Origin of the sequence: Heyndrickxia oleronia, from assembly GCF_017809215.1 — a bacterium.
GTDB lineage: Bacteria > Bacillota > Bacilli > Bacillales > Bacillaceae_C > Heyndrickxia > Heyndrickxia oleronia.
The window spans coordinates 4270810-4291733 of sequence record NZ_CP065424.1; the positions used below are offsets into that span (position 1 = coordinate 4270810).

At 34.9% G+C, this 20924-nt stretch carries 22 protein-coding genes; 4 read left to right on the forward strand and 18 right to left on the reverse strand.

The window, feature by feature from the left end; genetic code table 11:
• The first annotated feature begins 74 nt into the window (after positions 1–74).
• On the forward strand, positions 75–362 hold the full coding sequence (locus I5818_RS21380) for a hypothetical protein (protein WP_058006369.1): 288 nt from the start codon (positions 75–77) through the stop codon (positions 360–362).
• A 193-nt stretch (positions 363–555) separates the two neighbouring features.
• Here the strand turns inward: I5818_RS21380 and I5818_RS21385 are convergent, their stop codons facing one another.
• The 13 genes from I5818_RS21385 to I5818_RS21445 all read right to left on the reverse strand — a co-directional run bounded on the left by I5818_RS21385 (position 556) and on the right by I5818_RS21445 (position 12018).
• On the reverse strand, positions 556–1578 hold the full coding sequence (locus tag I5818_RS21385) for a serine hydrolase domain-containing protein (protein ID WP_078109708.1): 1023 nt from the start codon (positions 1576–1578) through the stop codon (positions 556–558).
• Positions 1579–1908: 330 nt separating this feature from the next.
• Positions 1909–3291 carry a 23S rRNA (uracil(1939)-C(5))-methyltransferase RlmD gene (rlmD, locus tag I5818_RS21390; RefSeq protein WP_071977666.1) on the reverse strand — a complete coding sequence of 461 codons (1383 nt, stop codon included), beginning with the start codon at positions 3289–3291 and terminating at the stop codon, positions 1909–1911.
• A 136-nt stretch (positions 3292–3427) separates the two neighbouring features.
• Entirely contained in the window at positions 3428–4219 is a 792-nt protein-coding gene (gene pdaA / locus I5818_RS21395) for a delta-lactam-biosynthetic de-N-acetylase (RefSeq protein ID WP_071977665.1), read from the reverse strand.
• A 344-nt stretch (positions 4220–4563) separates the two neighbouring features.
• The gene (locus tag I5818_RS21400; protein ID WP_078109709.1) at positions 4564–5331 is read right to left on the reverse strand and encodes a GNAT family N-acetyltransferase; all 768 of its coding nucleotides are present in this window, start codon (positions 5329–5331) and stop codon (positions 4564–4566) included.
• Positions 5332–5368: 37 nt separating this feature from the next.
• Positions 5369–5857, reverse strand: a complete 489-nt coding sequence (locus I5818_RS21405; protein WP_078109710.1) for a GNAT family N-acetyltransferase — start codon at positions 5855–5857, stop codon at positions 5369–5371.
• 68 nt (positions 5858–5925) lie between these two features.
• Positions 5926–6528: a GNAT family N-acetyltransferase gene (locus tag I5818_RS21410; RefSeq protein ID WP_058006364.1), complete on the reverse strand. Its 603-nt coding sequence runs from the start codon at positions 6526–6528 to the stop codon at positions 5926–5928.
• 29 nt (positions 6529–6557) lie between these two features.
• Positions 6558–7094, reverse strand: coding sequence for a DinB family protein (locus I5818_RS21415; RefSeq protein WP_058006363.1), 537 nt, complete (start codon positions 7092–7094; stop codon positions 6558–6560).
• Positions 7095–7151: 57 nt separating this feature from the next.
• The gene (locus I5818_RS21420; protein WP_058006362.1) at positions 7152–7631 is read right to left on the reverse strand and encodes a methylated-DNA--[protein]-cysteine S-methyltransferase; all 480 of its coding nucleotides are present in this window, start codon (positions 7629–7631) and stop codon (positions 7152–7154) included.
• Positions 7624–8532 (reverse strand): DNA-3-methyladenine glycosylase family protein, encoded by a 909-nt coding sequence (locus I5818_RS21425; protein ID WP_058006361.1) that lies wholly within the window; start codon positions 8530–8532, stop codon positions 7624–7626. Before I5818_RS21425 ends, I5818_RS21420 begins: the two co-directional genes overlap by 8 nt.
• Positions 8513–9097, reverse strand: a complete 585-nt coding sequence (locus I5818_RS21430; RefSeq protein ID WP_078109711.1) for a bifunctional transcriptional activator/DNA repair enzyme AdaA — start codon at positions 9095–9097, stop codon at positions 8513–8515. Before I5818_RS21430 ends, I5818_RS21425 begins: the two co-directional genes overlap by 20 nt.
• 372 nt (positions 9098–9469) lie before the next feature.
• Positions 9470–9880 carry a DUF1259 domain-containing protein gene (locus I5818_RS21435; RefSeq protein ID WP_058006359.1) on the reverse strand — a complete coding sequence of 137 codons (411 nt, stop codon included), beginning with the start codon at positions 9878–9880 and terminating at the stop codon, positions 9470–9472.
• Between the two features lie 117 nt (positions 9881–9997).
• The gene (locus tag I5818_RS21440) at positions 9998–11542 is read right to left on the reverse strand and encodes a fumarate hydratase (RefSeq protein ID WP_058006358.1); all 1545 of its coding nucleotides are present in this window, start codon (positions 11540–11542) and stop codon (positions 9998–10000) included.
• Between the two features lie 299 nt (positions 11543–11841).
• Entirely contained in the window at positions 11842–12018 is a 177-nt protein-coding gene (locus I5818_RS21445) for an SE1561 family protein (protein WP_169793010.1), read from the reverse strand.
• A 138-nt stretch (positions 12019–12156) separates the two neighbouring features.
• Here I5818_RS21445 and yfkAB point away from each other — a divergent pair, with 138 nt between their 5' ends.
• On the forward strand, positions 12157–13284 hold the full coding sequence (gene yfkAB / locus I5818_RS21450; RefSeq protein ID WP_071975597.1) for a radical SAM/CxCxxxxC motif protein YfkAB: 1128 nt from the start codon (positions 12157–12159) through the stop codon (positions 13282–13284).
• A gap of 114 nt (positions 13285–13398) precedes the next feature.
• On the opposite strand, the gene I5818_RS21455 is transcribed toward yfkAB, so the two are convergent.
• The 3 genes from I5818_RS21455 to cax form a co-directional block, all read right to left on the reverse strand.
• Complete coding sequence (locus I5818_RS21455) at positions 13399–13602, reverse strand: PepSY domain-containing protein (protein WP_169846930.1); 204 nt, start codon at positions 13600–13602, stop codon at positions 13399–13401.
• A 213-nt stretch (positions 13603–13815) separates the two neighbouring features.
• Positions 13816–14619, reverse strand: coding sequence for a YfkD famly protein (locus I5818_RS21460; RefSeq protein WP_058006814.1), 804 nt, complete (start codon positions 14617–14619; stop codon positions 13816–13818).
• A 444-nt stretch (positions 14620–15063) separates the two neighbouring features.
• Positions 15064–16119 (reverse strand): calcium/proton exchanger, encoded by a 1056-nt coding sequence (gene cax / locus I5818_RS21465; RefSeq protein WP_058006813.1) that lies wholly within the window; start codon positions 16117–16119, stop codon positions 15064–15066.
• Between the two features lie 420 nt (positions 16120–16539).
• Here cax and I5818_RS21470 point away from each other — a divergent pair, with 420 nt between their 5' ends.
• Positions 16540–17721, forward strand: coding sequence for an MFS transporter (locus I5818_RS21470; RefSeq protein ID WP_071975601.1), 1182 nt, complete (start codon positions 16540–16542; stop codon positions 17719–17721).
• 153 nt (positions 17722–17874) lie between these two features.
• Entirely contained in the window at positions 17875–19812 is a 1938-nt protein-coding gene (locus I5818_RS21475) for a heavy metal translocating P-type ATPase (RefSeq protein WP_078110688.1), read from the forward strand.
• Between the two features lie 70 nt (positions 19813–19882).
• On the opposite strand, the gene I5818_RS21480 is transcribed toward I5818_RS21475, so the two are convergent.
• Positions 19883–20023 carry a hypothetical protein gene (locus I5818_RS21480; protein WP_158022189.1) on the reverse strand — a complete coding sequence of 47 codons (141 nt, stop codon included), beginning with the start codon at positions 20021–20023 and terminating at the stop codon, positions 19883–19885.
• Between the two features lie 52 nt (positions 20024–20075).
• Complete coding sequence (locus I5818_RS21485) at positions 20076–20912, reverse strand: YihY/virulence factor BrkB family protein (protein ID WP_078110689.1); 837 nt, start codon at positions 20910–20912, stop codon at positions 20076–20078.
• Positions 20913–20924 lie beyond the last annotated feature (12 nt).

Consider the following 20924-nt stretch of genomic DNA (forward strand, 5'->3'; position numbering starts at 1 on the left):
TAAGCTCCTTTCCTAGGTTAATAGCATAGCATGTAATTGGTTATAAGTTTACTACAATGAAAAGGGTGAAAAAAATGAATCCAGTATTCGGAAGTTATGGAATGGGTTATAATCCCTATATGATGGGATATGGATCTCCTGCATATGGAGTTGGTCATGAATGGTTAATGGGGCATCCTGCTTATGGAGCAGGGCATCAAATGATGGGATATCCTTGTTGTGGTGGAATGATGCATCACCATGAACATCCAATTCATCATCATGCTCATCATGCTCACCATTATCATGGGTATCCAATAAATACCCAGGTTCAATCGCAAAACATGTCACTTCACATGATGCCTGGTATGATGGTTAACTAACCTAAAATCAAAGAAAGCTTATTTTGTCTCTACATTCTATATTTATTAACAAAGATGATTTGTTGTGATTAAAATCTTTATAATTAGGTTATGCCCTACTGAGATATTAAACAACTTTTGTACATGGGTTCGGTAAGTTTATACCAAGCCCATGTTTTTTTATTGTATACAGATTTTTTTAGTTAATTATTTTTTAATAACTAGCTTCAATAGTTTTTATCATTTCATAAGCACCATCAGATTTATTCGAACAAACGACAATCGTAAGGTTTCTATTAGGGTAATGAACAGAGCGAAAATTCACACCAGGGTCATAGCCCATTAAAATGTATTTTTCGACATGTTCCGAATTGGTTTGCATATATCCCCCATAACCATAATAAATATCATCTTTTACCTGCACACGTGGAGTTAACAAAGTTTGAGTCATTTCTTTCGTTAACAGTCGAGCATTCATTAGAGCATCCCAAAAAGAGATCATATCTTCAGCTGTTACATAAGCACCCCCATCAGAAGAACTTTTAACTGGCAATGAATAAATATTTGTTCGCCATCCACCATCAGGCTTTTTTATATAACCAAGAGCCACTCGGCCAGGCAAATCATCCATTTCAAAATATCCGGAATCCGTCATACTTGCTTTTTTAAAGATAAATTGCTGAATGTAATCACTAAAAACAAGGCCACTAACTTCTTCTACTATCAGACCCAATAATATATAACCAGAATTATTATAATGAAAGGTACCTAGCTCAGTTGTCATTTTTTCATTTTGAAACAATGGTAAAAAGTCTTGTAACCTTCGTAGATTATACATAGGCATCGATTCCCATAACTCCTCGAAGTCATCCATCACATCTTCATCGAAATAATCTGGTATACCTGATGTATGGGTTAATAGATGATGAATGGTTATTTCTTCATCAAAATAAGGAAATTCAAAACTCAAGCATTCTTTAAGCTTAGTATCAAAATTTATTTTCCCCTTTTCAATTAGTTGACAAATGGCTATGGAGGTAAAAATTTTACAACCTGAAGCTATCCCGAATCTCGTGTTTATTTGATTTTTAATTTTTTCAGCACGATTTGCATAACCATAACTCCCCGTTAACTTATCCCCATTTGAAATTGCATAAAATGTTCCTGAAAATTGCTCTTTTGCTTGGACTTCCTCTATTTTATTTATTCTATCTTTACTATTCACATTCATAGTCATCCTCCTAAATGTTTAGTTATGGTAATCTAAATATTTCGAATTTTAAATTCAGAGCTATCTCTTTTCACGAATTTCCATATAACCCACTCCTTTTATCAAGGATAACATATTTCTAGAAGCTTCCAACCTGAAAAAATTCATTTCATCAAAGAACTTCTACTTGTTCAATCTATCAATACCAATCTATTTTCGAGTAAGGTTTTCAAGAACATTATGTAAAACTCGTAAATATATTCACCTATTTTGATAAAGAAGTTTTTTTTATTGTAAAGTTTTAAAGCTGCCAAGTTACCACCTGACGATTTCGTGCAGGCGGCAACTGGCAGCTTCTTAGTTTTTCAATACGAGTTTTCCAACTACTTCTACATGTGCCGTTTGTGGAAACATATCTACTGGCTGCAAATATTCAACCTCATACTTCTTTCCCAACATCTGCAAATCCTTCGCAAGGGTTGATGGATTACATGATACATAAATAAACTTTTTCGGCTTTACTTTCAAGATTGTGTCAAGAAACTTTTCATCACACCCAGTTCTCGGGGGATCAACTACTACCACATCTGGTCTCCAGCCTTCTTTTACCCATTTAAGCATGAGATCTTCTGCTTTTCCAGTGAAATAAGATGCATTTTTTCTTTCGTGCTTCCTTGCATTTTTCTTCGCATCTTCAATTCCCTCTGGTATTACATCCATTCCTCGAATTTCACCTGCTTTATCTGCAAGCCAAAGCCCAATAGTTCCTACTCCACAGTAGGCATCAACAATTTTTTCATTTCCTGTTAATGCTGCAGCCTCTTTGACTTCATTGTAAAGGATGACGGTTTGTGCAGGGTTTAATTGAAAAAATGCTCGTGCAGACAGTTCATAGGTAAATTCCTCTAAACGTTCCTCTACAATTTTATCACCTGCTAAATGGATGGTTTCATCCCCAAGAATAATAGAGGTTCGTTTTGGATTAACATTTTGCATCACTGATACAACTTCAGGTAATCGTTTTTTTATTTCTGATAAAATGGCTTCTTTACGAGGCAGTTCTTTTCTTGCTGTTACTAGCATAACCTGAACTTGACCTGTTTGAACACCTACTCGAGTGACAATGGTTCGTACAATGCCTTTTCGAGTCTTTTCATTATAAATTGGCACTCTAAAATCTGCTAAAATTTGTTTGACGATATTTGTTACTTTATTTGTAACAGGCTGTTGAACGATGCATTCTGGTATATTAATCAATCGATGGGAGTCAATACTATACATACCAGCGATAACTTTCCCATGATCCTCTCCCAATTGGAATTGGCTTTTATTCCGATAATGCCACGGGTTGTCCATTCCAATGGTTGGTCGAATGTCCATTTCTTCTATATTAAATCGAGTATGACGCTCCAATGCTTGAATGAGGATATCTCGTTTTTCTTTCAACTGCTGGGAATATTCTAAATGCTGAAGCTGGCAACCACCACATTGTTCATAAACAATACATGGAGCTTTTACTCGATGTTCTGAACGTTTTCGTACCTTTTTGACGATGGCTTCTGCAAATTTAGGATGGGCTTTTGTTACTTCTACAACTACTTCTTCACCAGGTAAAGCACCTGGGACAAATACTACCTTCTTTTTGAAATAGCCGACACCCTCACCATTTATTCCTAAACGTTTAATTGTTAATGGAAACTGTTGCTTTACTTTTATTAAAAGATCTTTATCATTTTTCAAAAATTATCACTCCGCTATCACATGGCTACGTTTTTTCTGTATTATATCACAAAGTAGGATGGGCAAGAATTCAGAGGGACATTGTGTAAAAAAGAAAAGTCTCGAACATGATGTCCGAAACTTAACATCGGTTAACTTATTTATTTGGCTTTTTTCCTCTCTCTTTTACCATATAGTCATCCAAACTTTTAAATTGATAACCCTTTGCTTTTAAATCTTTAATCACTTTTTCTAATGCATCTGCATTATCTTTTGAAACAGTGTGGAGAAGCATTACCGCCCCTGGATGAACTTGAGCCATAATATTATCATAGGAGTATTTCCACCCTTGTTGTTGGTCGACATTCCAATCTCTAAAGGCAAGGGACCAAAGAACATGGGTATATCCTTCATCATTTGCTAATTGCATAGTTCGCTCACTTAAGATCCCTCTCGGAGGGCGTAAATATAGCATTTCTTTTTGTTTAGTAATTCGAGCCGTTTCATCTTTGACTTTTCGTAGTTCTTCTCTTAATTTTTCATCTGAAACTTGGGTTAAATCCGGATGGCTCCATGAGTGATTACCAACAATATGTCCTTCAGCTACCATTCTCTTTACTAGATCAGGCTTTGATTTTAGGTAATGCCCTGTTACAAAAAAGATAGCAGGTACTTTTTCCTTCTTTAGGACATCTAAAACTTTTGGTGTATAGCCATTTTCATATCCATTATCAAAGGTTAAATAGAGAACCTTATCATTTGGATTTCCTTTATAAAATGCATGATATTTTTTTAAAAGTTCATCATATTTTGCTCCTGCCTCCGCTTGCTGTTCATTTTTTCCTTTATTAAATCCCCAATGAACAGGAAAATTGGAAGCAGCAGATACTGGATTTGAAAGTATTCCTGCTAGGAGAATTACGTTTATCAATATTAACCATTTTTTCATTCTGTCACCTACTTTTTACTCTTATTTTTTTCGTAGGTAGCTTAGATATGCTAGATAAAATCTTCCAGTCCTTTGCTATTGTGGATAAATAATTCGTTTTCTTATTACACGTTCTTTTTCCTGTGGATGATTATGGTTTTTGTGGATGAAACTGTTGATATTGTGGACAATATTGAAAATAAATAGAATTTTTACACATATTTTAGAGGAAACTAATTTTCTATCTGTCTTTTTTTGTGGATAAGTCAATTTATTTGGAGTATGACTATGCTCATTAAACTCTATTAACTGCACGTCCAATTATTTTTTCTCACATGAAGGTGCAGTCTTATGTATGATTATCTTTATTTATCTATAAAATAGGTATCATACGATCCTTTTAATCGGTATCCTAACTTCTGGGCTAATTTAACGGATTCAATATTAGCACCATCCCAGCTTGGATATAATCCTCGCTCCAGACATTCCTTTATCAATGCGGCGGCTGTTATCCTAGCTAAGCCTTTCCTTCTATACTCAGGATGAGTAGCAATTTCAATCTCAATTCCTTCATCATAAATGCTGAAAGATGTTGCCCCACAAACTACTTTTCCATTTTTTAATACAGCAAAACCTATACCACGATCTATAAAATCAGCAATTGAATCAAATTGACTAATAAAATCCTCCGACAACTTATGAAGTGATGAGTTTTTTGCTATAGTAGCATCAATTTTAACTAGCTCATATCCCTTTGGTACAGCATTTGATAATTCTTCCATATATCTTATGTCAAGATGTTCTAGATTTTTTATGAATTGATATCTTTGAAACTTCTCAAATCTTCCATTATGTACTTCTTCAATAAGGCTTTTCCATTCATCCGTTTCTACAATAGCAAGTGTAAAATCAGGCAAGTTGTATAGAAGTTCTTCTGCTCCCTTTGAAGAAGGATTTCCTGCATAAAAAACAAATATTCCTACCGTCACTTGTGCAGCAGTTGGATTTTCTAAATCATCTACCCATACTCTGCCCATATGACCTTGAAGAGCAGAAAGTATGATCGTACTATCCATGCTAGCAAACATTGAACTTAGATTTTTTCTTTGCTCTCCATTAACCTCATAAATCATAGCATTCCTTCTTTCGAATAAACATTGTAATTAAATCTCAGATTTTTCTACCAAACAAACTACTTTTACTTATTTCCAATTTCATGATTTCTTCATCCCCAACTGACTGTCCTAAAGGAAAGAAACCTAAATCCTTATACAATCGGCGGGCAAGTTCATTCTCTTTGTGAACAGTCAAGCGAATTTCCTGACATTGGGGAAAACGTTGAAGAATCCAGCGAATCATCTCAATCATTGATTGCTTTCCATATCCCTTATTTTGATGGATATGATCAATAAAAAATCCATTAATCCAATACATATTACTCGTCGATTCTTCATAAGCATGCATGATAAATCCTACCATTGTCTCGTTGTCATAGATCGCAAATGGTAGATATTCTACATTTTTCCCATCAGGTTTAATGAATACTTTTGCCAAAGAGACGGCAACTGATGGAACAAATACTTGTTGATGATCCGAAACCTTTAAAGCTAAAGCCTCTTCCCAGTTATCTCTAGTTACTGCTTTGAGCTGTACTGACATTCTGATTTCTCCTTAAATCTCCAAATTACAATGCTAAAAGGTTATTTCGCTACATTTATTTTGAGAAATTAATTCGAATATGAATTCCTTTTTTCAATTAATTTTCTTTTTACATTTGACCATTCTTGATTGGTGATGGAATACAAAACGGCGTTCCGAATATAACCGTTAGCGAGAATCCTTTCATTTCTTAAGACTCCTTCCTTAACAGCACCTAATCGTTCAATCGCTTTCTGAGAACGGAGGTTTCGTTCATCTGTTTTTAATTGCACTCGAATCATCTGCAATTCTTCAAAACAATAGGATAGAAGAAGTAGTTTGCAATCTGTGTTGACAAATGTTCTTTGGAAATCGGCTCCATACCAGGTTGATCCAATCTCACATGATTTTTGGGCAAAATTAATTAAGCTCATTTTTGTCGTTCCAGCTACTTGATTGCTATCTTTCAGAATAACGACAAAGGGTAACGAGATATTTTGTTCCCGTTCTTTAATCGCATTCATGACCCATTCCTGCATTTCTTTCTCCGTTTCAACTACGGTTAACATATATGCCCAATGGTTTGAGCTGTTTATTGCAAATAGAGGTTTGGCATGATCGAACTCCATAGGTATTAATTTAATGTTCTCATTTTCTAATCTCGGTGGAGTTTGGAAAAATAAATCTGTCAAATAACATCTCTCCTTGAATCATTTTGATGTTAGGATAATGGATAATCTTTTGAACCCATATATCGATCTTTTAAGATGTTACGATGATGCTTTTCATGTCCAGCAATTATGTATGCAATTGCACGAACTGTTACCTCCGAATGATTGGCATTCCCTTTCCGGACCCATGCCACTTCCTTTAAACCTTTAAGTAAGTTAGTCGTCGATTGGCGAATTACATATAAATTTTCTAGAAGCTCTTGCAAAGATTGCTCGTTAAATGCGGCATTTTGTACATATAAATTTTCTTCAAATCCTGGAAGTGAAATCGTTTCTCCTCGAGCAATACAAAGAAGCCGATATGCCATAATTCGCTCAGTATCCGCCATATGGCCTAACACTTCCTTGATGGTCCATTTTCCACACTCATAGCTAAACTGGCTTTGATCCTCTGAAAGCCCATTTAACATATGGATGGTTTCACGTATTTGTTCACTAAGTATCTGAACAATATTGCCCTCTGGTACTAATTCAATATATCCTGTATAAAAAGGATCGTATTCACCGGGATTAGGACGATTTTGCATGCGATCACTCCTTTATTATTTATTTTAACACAAGATTCTGAATACGATGATGGTTATTTATTTTTTATTAGCCTTCTCATGGTTTAGCAACCATTCTTTTCTCCACAGTCCACCAGCATATCCAGTTAACGTTCCATTTGCTCCAATAATTCGATGACAAGGAATCACGATGCTTAATTTATTTTTACCATTTGCAGTTCCTACAGCTCTTACGGCCTTTTCATTCCCTATCGAGACTGCAATATCCCTATACGAACAGGTTTCAGCATAGTTAATTTTGGTCAACGCATTCCAGACGCTTTTCTGAAAATCTGTCCCGTCATATGCTAATGGAAAAGTAAAGCTTTGTCGTTCTCCTTTAAAATATTCATCTAGCTCCTCATAGCAATCTATTAGAACCTTAGGAGTTTTTGCTGAAATAGAGCGAAACGATACATCTTGGTCTATAAACAGAATCGAATGGATTGCTTTATTGTCCCCTGCAATTTCCACGATTCCAATTGGGGATTCATAATAGATTTTTTCTACTTTATTCATACAAAGACCTCCATAAATAAAATGTAGCATAGGCTTGCCACCCGCTCCAGTTTGTTGCGATTTCTTTTATTTCTTCGATGGTTGGCTTTCGTTCCAATTCAAGCTGAATTTTTAATGCATTATGCAGTCCCACATCAGCAATTGGAAATGCACTTGGGTCATTAAGACATTTCATCATCACATAATCGGCTGTCCAAGCTCCAACCCCTCTAATAGCCATTAATGTTTCATGTACCGCATGATTATCCTGTAAATTTTTTAAACTTGTCTTCGTTAAAACTCCTTCTGTAATTAACTTTGCAATATCAAGAATATATTCTGACTTCCGCGTTGTAAATTGGAGTTTTTTTAAATCCTCAACTTCTAATAAAGCAATTCTTTGAGCAGAAGGATGAAGCCAGTAGGTTTCCCCATTCCATACTAGTTTTTCTCCAAATTGTGTAACAAGCCGACTTTTTAATGTATAGGCAAAAGTAAGATTAATTTGCTGGCCGATAATTGCCCAAGTTAATGCTTCAAATAAATCTGGTATACCGATCATCCGCAGTCCAGCATATTTTTTCACGAGTGGGGATAAAATGTGATCTTCATTTGCCATACTATAAAAACTTGTTAAATCTTTTTCTAGATCAAACCATTCATAGATATAAGCAACAATTTGTTCACGTTCATTAGAACCTGGCTCTCCTGATAAAAATTCAACTTTGAGTGTAGAATTGCGATTACTGATCCTGATTAAAATCATTTTTTGATCTATTTTTAACAGCTTGTAAAGTTCATTTTCCACGATACGATGCAGTAGCTCATACTCGGATCTCCCAAGAAAAACGAGCAATTCATAAAAATTGAATTCCTCAGGAAGTGAAATTTCAAGAAATGTCTCATGATCCACCCATTCCATTCTCATCACTCCCTTCCTTATTTCTAAATTCACTTGGAGAACAATTTTTCACTCGCCGAAATGCTCGATAAAAATTAGAAGGACTATGGAATCCCACACCATAACAAATGTCTAGATTTGAAAGTTGAGTGTTTTTAAGAAGATGGGCTGCTTTATCAATCCTAATTCTTTCTAAATAAGCTCTTGGAGTCTCATTGGTTTCTTGTTTAAAAAGTCTTTCTAGATAAAACGGACTTATCCCAACATTCTCTGCAATATCGTTTAAAACAAGCCTTTGTGTATAATGATTGATTAGAAAGCTTATTACCGCTTTAACGATTGCAGTATTCGGGGATTGCTCAACCTCTGGCTGGCATCTTTTACACGCTCGATAGCCTGCCTTTTCAACCATTTCAATATCATGATAAAACTCAACATTTATTTTTTTGGGTTTTCTTGATCTACATGAAGGACGACAGTAGATCTTTGTCGTTTTAACAGCTGTATAAAATAACCCATCATAGGTTTGATCACAAGCCATTATTTTTTCCCACATTTCATCAAAAGAAAGATTGAGATCAGCCATAGAGTGCTATTTCCTCCTTTTATCATACTTCATTTAATTGTGTCGTATTTATTATTATAAAAGCAATAATTTTAACCATTTAGTTTATTGTTGTACCATTTTATCAAAGTCAGTTTACTTATTTCGTCCTTATTCTTGCTCTTATGGTCGAAAGATGAATCTTAATGATAGAAAGCATGTCCAATTTTTATAAGTGTCTCTACCTCTGTATTTGATTAAAAAACTCCATACTCCGAAAAAATAGTCTGTACGCACGAGTATGGAGAGATACTTCGCAATCAAAATTTTGAATTAGGCTCTTTTCACAAACATTGTTGCTATTTAAGTAAAGTTTGACTATTAACTATTAGCTGAAGACCACTTCTTCAAGTACTAGTCTTTTGAAATGGGATAGCTACGCAAAAATTGAAAGGAATGGGCAACCTTTCTTGCAAAGTTTAATGGGGGCTCGACAGATTGAATATGAAGATATAAGAGATTGGGTTTCATGAAGATCCAGTGATTATGTAGAGCACTAATTGTAATTCCTTGTTGGACTATGGAATGGGTAAAAGCGGGTATCTCCTCTTCTAATATAGCGATTTCTCCTAAATTAAGAGCATTTCCATATTGATCAAGTGATTCAAAGGTAAAGCCTGCGGGAACAACAGATTTACTTGATTTCCCTTGGACAGTAACATGAAATTGACGATGTAATTCAACAGTACACCCTTCTTCACTCGCTTTACCCTTTCCGCGAAGAATTGTTCCAAACTGATGACAAATTGTATCTATTTGGTTCATTCCAACTCCTCCTTATTAAATACTATCTATAGCAAACGTATGAAGGATAATAACGTTATATGAAAAAAGGTTGTGTGTTAAAAGGATACCCTTTCACACACAACCTTTATTTACCTATTATTTAAACACAGGCTCTTTAAATTGCGCTAATTTTTCTAATGAAGACTTATCAACATCTGCATGTAGACTATTTCCATGTGAATCCATTGTTACAACGGCAGTGAAGCCTTCAACATTTAAATGCCACATTGCTTCCGGAATACCGAACTCAGTAAGATCCACACCATCAACTTTTTTAATACAGTCAGCATAGTATTGTGCTGCCCCACCAATTGCATTTAAGTACACACCGCCATGTTCTTGAAGAGCTGCAAGAGTTTTTGGTCCCATTCCGCCTTTTCCGATTACTGCACGAATTCCGAATTTCTTCATAATGTCACCTTGATAAGGCTCCTCACGGATTGAAGTTGTTGGACCAGCCGCTTTAACTGTCCAATTACCTTCCTCATCTTTAGCCATTACTGGCCCACAATGGTAAATCACTTGACCATTTAAATCTACAGGTGCATCATTGTCCATTAGGTATTTATGAATGGCATCGCGACCTGTATACATTCTTCCATCAATTCGAACAACATCTCCCACTTTTAGTTCGCGGATTTGTTCTTCTGTGATAGGTGCCTTTAATGTGATAATATTGGTTTCCTCTTTTGTTGCTGCTACTTCATTTTCTGCTTCATTTGCAAATTCAATTTTTTCACCGTCTTGATATAGCCATTCCTGGATATCACCTGTTTCAGGATTTACTTTCACTCCTAAACGACGGAATGCCCAGCAATTATATGCTACAGATACAAAGAAACTAGCAGGGATTCGATTCATAACACCAATTTTACAACCTAAAAGCGTTGTTTCCCCACCAAATCCCATGGTACCGATTCCAAGCTTATTTGCATTTTCCATTATATAATCTTCAAGTTTGCGTAAATCCTCATGAGGATTTACATCTTCTACAGAACGGAATAGTTGTTCCTTTGCTAAATCATAACCAGATGAACGGTCGCCACCGATACCAACACCGATAAATCCAGCACTACAGCCTTGACCTTGTGCTTGGTATACGGAGTGTAGAATACATTTACGAATTCCGTCGAGATCACGTCCAGCACGACCAAGGCCTTCTAATTCACATGGTAGACTGTATTGGATATTTTTGTTCTCACATCCGCCACCTTTTAGTATTAAACGTACATCAATGTAATCGTTTTCCCATTGATCAAATTTAATAACTGGTGTTCCTCCGCCAAGGTTATCACCACTGTTTTTGCCAGTCAATGAGTCTACTGAATTTGGACGAAGTTTCGCATCTTTAGTTGCCAGTGCAATTGCATTATAGATTGCTTCTTTGATTTTAATTTGGTTAACCCCAACAGGAGTTTTAATTTTAAAGGTAGGAAGTCCGGTATCTTGACAAATCGGTGAAATATTCTCATCTGCCATTTGAATATTATTTGTAATCGTACCTAAGCTCATTGCTGCGCGTGTACCAGCACTTTCACTTTGTTTGGCCTTTTTAACAGCTCTGCGAACATCTTTTGGTAGATTCGTAGATGTTTCGACAATTAATTGATACATGCTCTCTTGAAACTTTTCCAAATTCATTTTTCCCTCTCCTTTATCCCTTCATATCCGAATATTATATATGTATAATTTCAACTCCCATTATACTCCTAATAATAATTGTTTTAAAGTGAGATTGACATGAAAATAGCCAAACAACATTTTAATGAAGTTTGGCTATTTCTGTTTAATTGGCTAGTTTCGCATCGTATATTACTTTTGTAAAAACCTAACTGCAGGCTTCCACATCCGTTCTTTCCCAATAAAAAGAAGGGTGTTGCGATCTTCAACCTATATTTAATTAGAACTTTATCTAAGTAGTATTTGAGGTGAAAGCATTATTATTTCTTAAATTGTTCGCATTTCAATTCAAGATCATCAATCATTTCGATTAGACGATCGATATCTTCTAAATCGGCATCTTCAGGATCAATGGATTCTAATACTTCTAAAAACATATTTAGTCTTTTCTTTAAATATAATACTTGTGAGTCTTTGTCATGTACTGCGTTTCCCAAGGCTGTCTCTCCTTTCATCGTTTTATTATCATATCAAACATCCAATATTATGAAAAGGGGCTGAAGCATTGACATTTAGTCATTCGTTTTTGATAATGACTAAGGTATCTTTATTTTTTATAAGAGGAGTCTTTTATTATGCAAAATGTTTCACAACTTCCATTGATCACGCCAACCAATGACCCATGGGAAGCTTATTTAGATGTGAAAGATCACGGGAGTCTTGTTCTATCTAATATTGAATTTACGACCACTACCCTTTGTAATATGCGCTGTGAGCATTGCGCGGTAGGCTACACATTGCAACCAAAGGATCCTAATGCCTTACCCCTTGATCTATTACTTCAACGTTTGGAAGAGATTCCACATTTACGTGCATTAAGTATCACAGGTGGAGAACCAATGCTATCGAAAAAATCCGTTGAAAATTATGTCCTTCCATTACTTAAGTATGCACATAATAACGGGATACGTACACAAATTAATTCCAATTTAACACTTGATCCAGATCGCTACCTATTAATCGCCCCTTATTTAGATGTTCTTCACATCTCACATAACTGGGGTACTGTCGATGATTTTATTGACGGTGGTTTTGCCAATATGCCACGTAAACCTACACGTGAACAACGAAAAAAATTATTTGATCGCATGATTGAAAATAGCCGTCTGCTGTCTGAGCAGGGCGTGACCGTTTCAGCCGAAACGATGTTGAATAAACGGACACTTCCACATTTAGAACATATTCATAAGCAAATTGTTGAAGATATGAAATGCGCCCGTCATGAAGTTCATCCTATGTATCCTAGTGATTTTGCTGCAAATTTAGAGGTGTTATCTTTAGCGGAAACACGTGAAGCGATTCATCATTTATTAGACATTCGGGACGAAAATACATGGATGCTTTTTGGAACGCTTCCGTTTTATCCTTGTAGCCCAAAAGAAGAGGATTTAACATTATTAAAAAGACTGTATAGCAGCAAAAATGTAACGGTTCGTAATGATCCTGATGGTCGTTCTCGTTTAAATGTTAATATTTTCACTGGTGATGTTATCGTTACTGATTTCGGTGATACACCTGCGCTAGGTAATATTCAATACGATACGCTTCCAGCTCTTTATGATAAATGGATGGAGTCCCCTCTTGCTCAATCACTTAATTGTCATTGTCCAGCAGTTCAATGTGTGGGACCGAATGTGTTAGTGAAGGATGCATATTATAAAGACATTGATTTTCAATCAAGATCAGCGAATATTAGTAAATAAAATGCATCGATTCTAGTTACTAAAAATGAGGCAGAAGAATCTCTGCCTCATTTTTAGTATCCTATTAATCTTCATAATCAATTTCGATTATTTTTCCTATACTCGCATTAATATCTATATCAACTTCTCCTTGGTTTGATTGAAGTTCATTTCATATTTAATGATTCCACCATCTTCATCTTTTTCAACCTTTGTTACGGTTCCGTCAATCTCTTTCTTTGCAATTGATATGGCCTGTTCTGCAGTAATAGCCGTCTTTGTTACACTGATTTGTTGATCCTTATGTTGACCCTGGTTTATATATTTTTTATTGCTCACATCTTTATGAACACCGCGTATGTTTCCTGTAACGGCGTCAATTAAAATCGATCAAATACATTCGTTAAATCCTCTTTAGATATCCCTACGTCTTGATCTCTGATTTGAATGACACATTTCTTTTGCTTATTTCCTTATAGACTTTTATCATCTGATCACTATATTAATCATTTCTAAAAATAAAATGACTGTCTTAATGACAGTCATTAACAATTATCTTGGGTGATCGGTTGCTGTAAAGCCAAATGAGACATGATCCTGAATAGGAATCCATGCACCAATTCCTTGTGAAGTAACATTTTTAACAACAATTTTCTTTTTTGTCCCTTTAATAACCAAATACACCTCACCATATGTGACCTTGCCTTTTTCATTTATTGCAGGTGCATAACCATAAAGATACCCTAAACGTTTGGCAGGAATATTATATACTTGATCTTTTTTTGTTCCTCCACCAATGATCGTATCAAAGGAAAGTGGTAAATTTGATTTTTCCATTGCTTTTAGAAGCATCATTTTTTTTACATCTTCGGCTTTATCAACCTTTGCAGTTAAGCCACCCCTAACTACTTTTTGTGCTTCTTGAACATAATGAATTTGATAATTTCCTTTTCCCCCACGATTATCAAAATAATTAGTATTTATTTTTTGATATTGCCAGTTAGGTGCAGTTTCAATGGATTCATAATTAAGTGGCCATTCCCCAAGATAAATCGTCGCACGAAAACCAATGGAAAGCGGCGAATTATTTATGGCGGACTCATTGAGCATTCGAATCAAATTGGGATTCTCAATTTTCTCTTTCGATGTTTTTATAATTTTTTTCGTAAAATCACTAGGTTGTAAATAAGGCAAATCTTGCGTTGGATTTGGATACGTATTTTCCTTTGCAATATTTAATACCGAAGGTGGAATTTTTACTTTTACATTGACAAGATTTTTCTTATTAGCTGATGCTTGTGGTGATGCCAATAAAAGAACAAATAAAAACACTAGAAGAATTCGATGCCATTTCATATTGTTGACTCCTTTCATTACTTCTATTGGGTTTTGTTTTTATTTTTTTCCTTAATAAAATATTTATCCATCAATCAGAAGATTTCTTTTAAAATTAAATCTGAATATTTACAAATTTTAAATAATACATTATACTGTAATTAACTTTTTTAAGAGGAGGGTTGAAGGGCAGCACACAACTCATAAAGGGGGAATGGATGAGAGGTTATTCTCAAGTCTTTATTTTCTTAAATTTGTTGCTAGTTAATACTATTTAAATAAGCAATATAGCCTTTTGAACGTGCTGAATTATTTTTATGAATATAAAAAGTTAAAGCCTCTAAGCTCATGAATCATACTTAGAGGCTTTTTTATTTCATCCAATTTCATTTACTAAAGCTTTTTATTAATTCCTACTCGTTTCTATAGATATAACATTAACTTTAAACAAATAGGAATGTGCGATTATAATAAATAGAAACCTATCCCCATAATGACATAAGCAGCTAATAATGTAGCTCCTTCAAACCAATTTGTTTCTCCATCATTAGCAAGAACAATGGTTAATAACACGGCAGTAGCCATTGCCACTAACTCTGGAAGTGTAAATACCAGTGGCATATTTTGACTGAAAAGCAGTGAGATAATTACTAATACCGGTGCTACAAACATTGCTACCTGAAGTGTTGAACCAAAGGCAATCTCAACTGCAATATCCATCTTGTTCTTATAGGCCATTAAGATGGCTGATGCATGCTCTGCAGCATTACCTACAATGGCAACGATAACAATACCAATAAATAATTCACTCCATCCAAAGCTTTCGCCAACTGCCTCGAATGTATGTACTAATTTTTCAGAAACATAAGCTACTGCTAATGTAGCAAGCGCTAAAACAATGATCGCTTTCCACTTGCCCCATTCCGGTTCTTCCTCATCTTCAACTTGTTTTACTTCCGGGTCTTGATATATTCCACGATGGGTGACTAATTTAAAAAATAATGCAGCCAAATATAAAATAATTAAAGTGATAGATATCCCTACACTTAGATTCATCGTTTCTGTTTTTGATAAATTAACTGAGAAAACTTCTGGGATGACAAAAGCAACTAAGACTGCAAATATCAACAAGCCAGAATTATGTCGTGCATCATATACATTAAATTTTTGTCTCTTGTATTTTACACCGCCGATAAAAAATGCCATTCCTGCTACTAGAAGTAAATTTCCTAAAACAGAGCCTGTTAATGAAGCCAATACTACTCCTGTTAATCCTGCCTGTAGAGAAAAAATTGAAATAATTAGTTCGACTGCGTTTCCAAAAGTTGCATTTAAAAGTCCACCAATCCGTGGACCTGCAACAATAGCTAAGCTTTCTGTAGCTCGCCCCATAAAGCTTGCTAATGCAATAATAGTTACACAATATATAATGAACATAATAACGCTTGGCCAATGCATTAAGGAACCGATTACTGAAATTGGTACCCCAATAAAAACCATGATTGCAAAAATTTTATTCATCTTTCTCCTCCTTTAAATGGAGTTTTTTTTCTTTCTTCATAGCTGTTTTCGTAAAGATTGTCGCTTTTGTGAAAGCCCAACTGCCGGTTTTTACATCCAATAGAGGATTCAGCTATTCTTATGAAGTTTGCAACTCCTTTCTGAGTTCGTTAAAACTTTACTCAAAATAGCAACAATGTTAGAAAGAAGAGCTTACTTCATTTATTACCCTAAAATTTATAGCACAAAATCCCAATTTATAAAAGATTTTTTTCATTGGTCAGTATTTTAACCAAAAACAATTTATAAAACACATCAAATGAAAAACAAATATTCCCACTATTATTTTTTCCAGAATTATCTTGCTAATTCTTTCATATACCAGTACTATTTTTTAATAGAAGAAAAGAGCAAAAATTACCATTCAATAAGGAGTCAACTATGATTAGGACAGAAAAATACCGCTTTTGGATTTTAGTTAGCATTGTCGCGATATCTGGCTTTTCACAAGGAATGTTACTGCCAATTATTGCAGTTATTTTTGAAAAGGATGGAATGGCCTCCTCACTAAACGGATTGAATGCTACGGCACTTTATCTTGGTGTTCTTATTGCTTCTCCATTAATGGAAGCACCACTTAGAAAAATGGGGTACAAGCCTTTAATACTAATTGGAGGGTTTACCGTTGCATTGACATTATTTCTGTTTCCTCTTTGGAAATCTTTTTGGTTTTGGTTTGCCTTGAGACTATTAATAGGTATCGGCGATCATACCCTTCATTTTGCTACTCAAACTTGGATTACTTCGACTTCTTCGAAGGAAAAATTGGGTAGAAATATATCATTATATGGGTTGTTTTTTAGTCTAGGATTTGCCTTTGGACCTTCATTAACTAGTTTAGTAAAAATAAATGAAGCGTTACCCTTTATGCTCACATCCGCAGTAAGTTTTATTTTATGGATCACAGTTTTTACTTTACGAAACGACTTTCCTGAAAAAGATAAGGATTCAGTTTCATTTCTAGGTACGTTTAAACGTTTCGGTAAGGTATGGAAATATGCATGGGTTGCTTTGTTACCTCCCTTCGGCTACGGATTTATGGAAGCATCATTAAATGGGAGTTTTCCTGTTTTCGCATTAAGAAATGGGATCAATGTTGAATCGGTTTCTTTTATCATTCCCGCCTTTTCCATTGGAAGTATTATTACACAGCTTCCTTTAGGCATGCTTAGTGATAAATTTGGTAGAAAAAACACATTAATCGTTGTCCTAATTATTGGCCTATTATCATTTATTTCTGCAGGATTGGTTTATCAATCTGTGATTGGCTTAGTCATATGCTTCTTGATTGCTGGAATGGCAGTAGGTTCAACGTTCTCACTTGGAATTAGTTATATGGCAGATTTACTGCCAAAAACCTTATTCCCTGCAGGGAATATAATGTGTGGAATACTTTTTAGTTTAGGCAGTATGGTGGGACCTTTCTTTGCAGGGATGATCATCGAAAAAATAGAAGGAGCAAGTTTCTTTTACTTAATTAGTACGATGCTCTTTATTATTTTTCTATCGCTCTGTTCATTTCGGACATCTAAAAAGAATAACTATTCAAGTATTTCTCATTAGTTATGTCTTTTCACACCATCATGAATATGATAAGATATACAAAATTAATACTTTTCAAAAAGCAAGTCCTGCTGTCATCAAATTGATGACAGCTTTCGTCATTTTATAGGGCAAATGACTTTGATTCTATTTCTCAATTAAGGGGGTATAAATATGTCGCAAGGTCAATTAGCAACAGCTTCAACCAATGAACAAGTGAACATACAACCATCCAATCGATTTGAACAGTTTTTTCTTCATCTTGAATTAATCGCTGCCTTAGTTAGTGGACTTTTCATACTTATAGGATGGTTATTTTCAAAATGGGATAACCACACATATTCCATTACATTTTATCTTTTAGCTTTTATTATCGGTGGGTTTGCTAAAACAAAAGAGGGTATAGAAGAAACAATAAAAAACAAAGATCTAAATGTCGAAATGTTGATGGTTTTTGCTGCAATCGGTTCAGCAATAATCGGCTATTGGGCAGAAGGTGCTATGCTAATATTTATATTTGCTGTTAGTGGTGCACTTGAAACCTATACGAACAATAAAAGTCAAAAGGAGATTTCTACTTTACTGAGTATTCAACCTGAGACAGCTGTACGTATAGTAAATGGGCAGGAAACAACGATTCCTGTCTTTGAATTGAAGGTTGGTGATCAAATTTTAATTAAACCCGGTGAACGCATTCCTTCAGATGGAGTCATTATCCAAGGCAGTACAACAATTGATGAATCAACGATATCCGGTGAATCTCTACCTATTACTAAAGGAGAGGCAGAAGAAATTTTTGCTGGTACCATTAATTTAAATGGTGCTATAACAGCTCAAGTGACAAAGCCTTCAAATGAAACAGTCTTTCAAAAAATCATTGAACTCGTTCAAACTGCTCAAAGTGAAAAATCACCATCCCAGCTTTTCATTGAACGTTTTGAAGGTGCATACGTTAAAATAGTCCTTCTCGTTGTATTAATTATGATGTTTCTTCCTCATTTTTTATTGGATTGGAGTTGGAATGTCACTTTTTATCGGGCAATGATCTTATTAGTTGTTGCATCCCCCTGTGCATTAGTAGCATCCATTATGCCTGCAACTCTATCTGCTATTTCAAATGGTGCGAGGCGTGGTATTCTCTTCAAAGGTGGTGTGCATCTTGAAAGCTTAAGCCATGTTAAAGCCATTGCTTTTGATAAAACAGGTACATTAACCAAGGGAAAACCAGAAGTTACAGACATGATCGTTCAACCTAATCTAAATAAAAGTGAGTTGCTACGAACAATTGCTTCCATTGAAAATCGATCAAATCATCCACTTGCAATTGCTATCGTAAATTATTGGAAATCTAATTATCAAGATAATCTCATCCATCCTGATAAAATAGAGGATATTCCAGGAAAAGGGATAAAAGCATGGTTTCATAATAAAGAATGGTTAATTGGTAATAAGGAATTTGTTGGACAACAAGAAGCCGAACAATTTGAAAATGGTGTTTCATTAAGCTTAGAATCTTGCGGTAAAACAGTTGTCTATGTAAAAGGTTCAGAAGGAATCGTTGCGGCTATTGGTCTACAAGATATCGTCCGTCCAGAAACTAAGAAATCATTAATGGTATTACAAAATGAAGGAATTCATACCGTTATGATAACTGGTGATAGTAAAAATACTGCAAAAAATATTGCCGCTCAAGCCAATATTAATGAATACATTGCTGAGTGCATGCCAGAGACAAAAGTTGAAACAATAAAGAAAATCAAAGAACATTATGGGATTGTTGCAATGGTTGGAGATGGTGTGAATGATGCTCCTGCACTTGCAACAGCACATGTAGGAATTGCGATGGGTGAAGGTAGTGATGTTGCAATGGAAACTGCTGATGTTGTTTTAATGAAAAATGATTTATCTAGAATTGCAGAAGCCATCCGACTATCAAAAAAAATGAATCGGATTATAAAACAAAATATCATCTTTTCACTTTCTGTAATTATGTTATTAATCGCATCAAATTTTTTACAATTTTTAAACCTTCCTTTAGGTGTAATTGGTCATGAAGGCAGTACGATATTGGTGATTTTAAACAGTTTAAGATGTCTCCGTTCCATAGATTAATATCTACCTTTTGGATAATAAGAAAGTGGCCAATGAGTGGGCCACTTTTTTATTAATGAATACATTATATTTAATGGTAACCGTTTTGACCATTAGATGAACTAGAAGTTTTCCCTTTAGGTTTCTGCTTACTATTTTGCTTCGTCTTTTTACCCATTCTTACTCCTCCTCTCGCAAGATGAGATTTACTTTCATTCTTAGTTTGTTTCATTACTCAAAAACCTTTCATGTAATGTTTTTACAATAGATTTGTGAATTGGTAGTCAACAATCCTTATCAACTGCTGTCAAAAGGGCATTAATTTCTCCACCAATAATTAAGATAATTCCACTAATGTAAAACCAAAGCATGAGAATGATAATTCCCCCTAAACTTCCGTATGTCGTTGAGTAGTGTCCAAAATTACTGACATAATAGGAAAAGCCTAGGGAGACAATTGCCCATCCAATCGATGCAATGATGGCTCCTGGAAAAACAGTTAAGCATTTAATTTTCTTATTCGGAGCAAAGTAATAAATTCCAACGAATACAATGAATAAAATCAATGGACTAATGATCCATCGAATTGCGGTCCAGACACGAGAGAATTGTTCTGAAATACCGAAAAATGCAAATAAATAATAACCTACATACTTCCCAAAGACCGGTAATACTAGAGCGATTAAAAAAACAAATATCATAGCCAAGGTTAAAAGAACAGACATTGCTCTTGCCACAATAAATGAGCGCGTCTCTTTCACTTCATAAGCACGATTTAATGCCTTTACAATCGCATTCATTCCTTTTGATGCTGACCATAATGTTGCTATTATCCCGACAGAGAGTAAGCTTGTACTCCTATGATTTAGAATATCGTATAGGTTTGACTCAATCATGTTTAATGTTTGCTCCGGAGCAAAGTTCCTTATTACATTTAAAATATCGTCTGTATTAATTGGCAAATATGGGAGAAGTGTGACTATAAAAAGAAGCAGTGGAAATAATGACAATAAAAAAAAGTATGCTAATTGTGCAGCTAAACCTGTAATATCGTTGTACATCGTATGTTTGATTAAGGAGATGATAAAATTTTTATCTCTAATAATCTTTGATTTCCCCATTCTCTCACCTCA

Excerpts from the sequence above, each read along its gene's own strand:
- I5818_RS21470 (WP_071975601.1), top strand. The coding sequence starts at position 16,540 with ATGATTAGGACAGAAAAATACCGCTTTTGGATTTTAGTTAGCATTGTC.
- I5818_RS21425 (WP_058006361.1), bottom strand. The coding sequence starts at position 8,532 with ATGGAATGGGTGGATCATGAGACATTTCTTGAAATTTCACTTCCTGAG.
- yfkAB (WP_071975597.1), top strand. The coding sequence starts at position 12,157 with ATGCAAAATGTTTCACAACTTCCATTGATCACGCCAACCAATGACCCA.
- I5818_RS21405 (WP_078109710.1), bottom strand. The coding sequence starts at position 5,857 with ATGTCAGTACAGCTCAAAGCAGTAACTAGAGATAACTGGGAAGAGGCT.
- I5818_RS21415 (WP_058006363.1), bottom strand. The coding sequence starts at position 7,094 with ATGCAAAATCGTCCTAATCCCGGTGAATACGATCCTTTTTATACAGGA.
- I5818_RS21385 (WP_078109708.1), bottom strand. The coding sequence starts at position 1,578 with ATGACTATGAATGTGAATAGTAAAGATAGAATAAATAAAATAGAGGAA.
- cax (WP_058006813.1), bottom strand. The coding sequence starts at position 16,119 with ATGAATAAAATTTTTGCAATCATGGTTTTTATTGGGGTACCAATTTCA.
- I5818_RS21400 (WP_078109709.1), bottom strand. The coding sequence starts at position 5,331 with ATGATTTATGAGGTTAATGGAGAGCAAAGAAAAAATCTAAGTTCAATG.
- I5818_RS21435 (WP_058006359.1), bottom strand. The coding sequence starts at position 9,880 with ATGAACCAAATAGATACAATTTGTCATCAGTTTGGAACAATTCTTCGC.
- I5818_RS21475 (WP_078110688.1), top strand. The coding sequence starts at position 17,875 with ATGTCGCAAGGTCAATTAGCAACAGCTTCAACCAATGAACAAGTGAAC.
- I5818_RS21430 (WP_078109711.1), bottom strand. The coding sequence starts at position 9,097 with ATGGCTGATCTCAATCTTTCTTTTGATGAAATGTGGGAAAAAATAATG.
- I5818_RS21485 (WP_078110689.1), bottom strand. The coding sequence starts at position 20,912 with ATGGGGAAATCAAAGATTATTAGAGATAAAAATTTTATCATCTCCTTA.
- I5818_RS21420 (WP_058006362.1), bottom strand. The coding sequence starts at position 7,631 with ATGAATAAAGTAGAAAAAATCTATTATGAATCCCCAATTGGAATCGTG.
- I5818_RS21380 (WP_058006369.1), top strand. The coding sequence starts at position 75 with ATGAATCCAGTATTCGGAAGTTATGGAATGGGTTATAATCCCTATATG.
- I5818_RS21440 (WP_058006358.1), bottom strand. The coding sequence starts at position 11,542 with ATGAATTTGGAAAAGTTTCAAGAGAGCATGTATCAATTAATTGTCGAA.
- I5818_RS21480 (WP_158022189.1), bottom strand. The coding sequence starts at position 20,023 with ATGAAACAAACTAAGAATGAAAGTAAATCTCATCTTGCGAGAGGAGGA.
- I5818_RS21460 (WP_058006814.1), bottom strand. The coding sequence starts at position 14,619 with ATGAAATGGCATCGAATTCTTCTAGTGTTTTTATTTGTTCTTTTATTG.
- pdaA (WP_071977665.1), bottom strand. The coding sequence starts at position 4,219 with ATGAAAAAATGGTTAATATTGATAAACGTAATTCTCCTAGCAGGAATA.